This window comes from Streptomyces sp. NPDC057654 (assembly GCF_042800135.1).
Classification (GTDB): domain Bacteria; phylum Actinomycetota; class Actinomycetes; order Streptomycetales; family Streptomycetaceae; genus Streptomyces.
Genome location: NZ_JBHVHQ010000838.1, coordinates 1 through 3,776, shown reverse-complemented (window position 1 = coordinate 3,776; position 3,776 = coordinate 1). Strand labels below are relative to the sequence as shown.

General features: G+C 70.4%; 4 protein-coding genes. All 4 read left to right on the top strand.

Annotated features, from left to right (window positions below; translation table 11 throughout):
* Nucleotides 1-107: 107 nt before the first annotated feature.
* On the top strand, nucleotides 108-314 hold the full coding sequence (locus ACFU99_RS36865) for a toxin-antitoxin system HicB family antitoxin (RefSeq protein ID WP_384400982.1): 207 nt from the start codon (nucleotides 108-110) through the stop codon (nucleotides 312-314).
* Nucleotides 311-616 (top strand): type II toxin-antitoxin system PemK/MazF family toxin, encoded by a 306-nt coding sequence (locus tag ACFU99_RS36860; RefSeq protein WP_384400979.1) that lies wholly within the window; start codon nucleotides 311-313, stop codon nucleotides 614-616. The genes ACFU99_RS36865 and ACFU99_RS36860 overlap by 4 nt, the downstream gene beginning before the upstream one ends.
* 177 nt (nucleotides 617-793) lie before the next feature.
* A complete protein-coding gene (locus ACFU99_RS36855; protein ID WP_384400976.1) occupies nucleotides 794-1,822 on the top strand; it encodes an aspartate-semialdehyde dehydrogenase in 1,029 nt (342 codons plus the stop codon).
* Between the two features lie 123 nt (nucleotides 1,823-1,945).
* A partial coding sequence (gene pepN, locus ACFU99_RS36850; protein ID WP_384400973.1) for an aminopeptidase N occupies nucleotides 1,946-3,776 on the top strand: 1,831 nt, incomplete at its 3' end.

The window sequence follows — 3,776 nt, the reverse complement described above, 5'->3', positions numbered from 1 at the left end:
CGCATGGGGCGCCCGCCCCGGTTGTCACGTACCTGGGTGCCCCTACGCGCCCCGGTATCCGCCGCTGCGTCCTACGCGGTTCGCCTGCCGACCACTACATTGATGGCATGAGTGTATTCACCGTGCGCATACCAGATGACCTCGACGCCGACGTACGCAAGGCCGCTGCCGACACCGGCCTCTCGCTGAACGCGTACATGGTGCGTACGCTGCGGCGGCAGATGGTCAAGGAAGCCGCCGAGGCCCAAGCCGCCCTGGGCGGCGTCCTACTCGTCGACGATGGCGGCGACGACCCCGCGGGAGACATCCGTTGAAGCGAGGAACCGTGTGGGAGCTCCCGCTCGCCGACGCCACCCGCACCGTGCTCGTGCTCTCCATCGACGAGGCCAACGACAGCTACCGGGCAGCCGTGTGCCTGCTCCTCCACCCGTCCGGGGCCTACCCGGACACGCTGCTGTCCGTGCCCATCGCCGACCCGGTGCGGGCGGTCGCCGTACCGGTGAACCTCACCCAGTACGCCGCCCACCGCTTCGAGAACGCGAAGCCGCTGGGCCGGATCCCCCCGGAGACGATGGAGCGCGTCGAACGCGCGGTCCGTTCTGTCCTCGACCTCTGAGAGCACTCTCTCAGGGCGGCACGCCCAGCCGCCGTGATCCACGTCACCTCGATCCCCCTCCCCCCTCCAACAGATTGGACAAAGCTGCTGCACCCCGACGCATGATGGAGCGGCTTGCCCAGGCCAGAGTCGTCCAGGTCAGCGTCAGATCGAGTCGGACCGTGCGAAGGAGTCAGCGTGAGGATCGGAATCGTCGGAGCCACCGGCCAGGTCGGCGGAGTCATGCGCAAGGTGCTCGCGGAGCGTGACTTCCCCGTCGAGGAGCTGCGGCTGTTCGCCTCCGCGCGGTCCGCCGGGCGGATGCTGCCGTGGGGCAGGACCGAGATCGCCGTCGAGGACGCTTCCACCGCGGACTACTCCGGCCTGGACATCGTGCTGTTCTCGGCCGGCGGCGCCACCTCCCGCGCGCTCGCGGAGAAGGTCGCGGCGCAGGGCCCCGTAGTGATCGACAATTCGTCGGCCTGGCGGCTCGACCCCGAGGTGCCGCTCGTCGTCTCCGAGGTCAACCCGCACGCCGTGGCGGACCGCCCCAAGGGCATCATCGCCAACCCGAACTGCACCACGATGGCCGCCATGCCCGTGCTGCGCCCGCTGCACGCCGAGGCGGGGCTGACGGCGCTGGTCGCCACCACGTACCAGGCCGTGTCCGGTTCCGGGCTGGCCGGGGTCGAGGAGCTGGACGGGCAGGTCCGCAAGGCCGCCGACGGCGCCACCGGGCTGACCCACGACGGCTCGGCCGTCGAGTTCCCCGAGCCGGGCGTCTACAAGCGCCCCATCGCCTTCAACGTGCTGCCGCTGGCCGGCGCCATCGTCGACGACGGCAGCTTCGAGACCGACGAGGAGCAGAAGCTCCGCAACGAGTCCCGCAAGATCCTGGAGATCCCTGAGCTCAAGGTCTCCGGCACCTGCGTGCGCGTCCCCGTCTTCACCGGCCACTCGATCCAGGTCAACGCCCGCTTCGAGCGCCCGCTCACCGTCGGCCGCGCGTACGAGCTGCTGGGCGCGGCCCCCGGCGTCGAGCTGTCCGAGATCCCCACCCCGCTGGAGGCCGCCGGCCGCGACGCCAGCTACGTGGGCCGCATCCGCGTCGACGAGACCGCCCCGAACAGCCTCGCGCTGTTCCTCTCCAACGACAACCTGCGCAAGGGCGCGGCCCTGAACGCCGTCCAGATCGCGGAGCTGGTCGCGGCCGAGCTGCGCGGCTGAGACCCCCGGCGCGCGGGCGCACCAGCGGGGCGGACGGCTCGAACGGGCCTCCGCCCCGCCCTTTATTCGCTTGCCCGACGTGGAAGGATGGCCGGAATAGTCGCGACACAAGGAGATGCCCCGGTGCCTGGTACGAACCTGACCCGCGAAGAGGCGCAGCGGCGGGCGCGCCTGCTCACCGTCGACTCGTACGAGATCGACCTCGATCTCTCCGGCGCGCAGGAGGGCGGCACGTACCGGTCGCAGACCGTCGTGCGCTTCGACGCCGCCGAGGCGGGCGCGGAGTCGTTCATCGACCTGGTGGCGCCGTCTGTGCGCGAGGTCGTGCTGAACGGGACCGCGCTGGACGCCGCCGAGGTCTTCGTGGACTCGCGGATCGCGCTGCCGGGCCTCCTGGCGGGGCGCAACGAGCTGAAGGTCGTCGCGGACTGCGCGTACACGAACACGGGCGAGGGCCTGCACCGCTTCGTGGACCCCGTGGACCAGCAGGCGTACCTCTACACGCAGTTCGAGGTGCCGGACGCGCGCCGGGTGTTCGCCTCGTTCGAGCAGCCCGACCTGAAGGCGACGTTCCGGTTCACCGTGACGGCCCCCGAGGGCTGGACCGTGATCTCGAACTCCCCCACGCCCGAGCCCGCCGGCACCGTCTGGAGCTTCGAGCCGACGCCGCGCATCTCCTCGTACATCACGGCGCTGATCGCCGGCCCGTACCACTCGGTGCACAGCAGCTGGGAGGGGAACGGCCGCAGCGTGCCGCTCGGCATCTACTGCCGCCCCTCGCTCGCCGAGTTCCTCGACGCCGACGCGATCTTCGAGGTGACGCGGCAGGGCTTCGACTGGTTCCAGGAGAAGTTCGACTACGCCTACCCCTTCGCCAAGTACGACCAGCTCTTCGTGCCGGAGTTCAACGCGGGCGCGATGGAGAACGCGGGCGCGGTGACCATCCGCGACCAGTACGTCTTCCGCTCCCGGACCACCGACGCCGCGTACGAGCGGCGCGCCGAGACCATCCTCCACGAGCTGGCCCACATGTGGTTCGGCGACCTGGTGACCATGGAGTGGTGGAACGACCTGTGGCTGAACGAGTCGTTCGCCACGTACACCTCCGTCGCCTGCCAGGCGTACGCGCCGGGCAGCCGCTGGCCGCACTCGTGGACGACCTTCGCCAACTCCGAGAAGACCTGGGCGTACCGGCAGGACCAGCTGCCCTCCACGCACCCGATCATGGCCGAGATCCGCGACCTGGACGACGTCCTGGTCAACTTCGACGGCATCACGTACGCCAAGGGCGCGTCCGTCCTCAAGCAGCTCGTCGCCTACGTCGGCATGGACGAGTTCTTCCGCGGCGTGCAGGCGTATTTCAAGCGCCACGCGTTCGGCAACACCCGCCTCGCCGATCTGCTCGGCGCGCTGGAGGAGACCTCCGGGCGCGACCTGAAGACCTGGTCGAAGGCGTGGCTGGAGACCGCCGGCATCAACGTCCTGCGCCCGGTGATCGACGTCGACATCGCCGGCACCATCACCTCCTTCGCCGTCAAGCAGGAGGCCCCGGCGCTGCCGGCCGGTGCCACGGGCGCCTCGACGCTCCGCCCGCACCGGATCGCCATCGGCTGCTACGACCTCCAGGACGGCAAGCTCGTCCGCACCGACCGGGTCGAGCTGGACGTGGACGGCGAGCTGACCGCCGTGGAGGCCCTCGTCGGCAAGAAGCGCCCCGCCGTCGTGCTGCTCAACGACGACGACCTCTCGTACGCGAAGGTGCGCCTGGACACCGAGTCCCTCGCGGCCGTCACCCGCCACCTGGGCGACTTCACCGAGTCCCTGCCGCGCGCCCTGTCCTGGGCCTCGGCCTGGGACATGACGCGCGACGGCGAGCTGGCCACCCGCGACTACCTCGACCTGGTGCTGTCCAACATCGCCAAGGAGACGGACATCGGCGTGGTGCAGTCGCTGC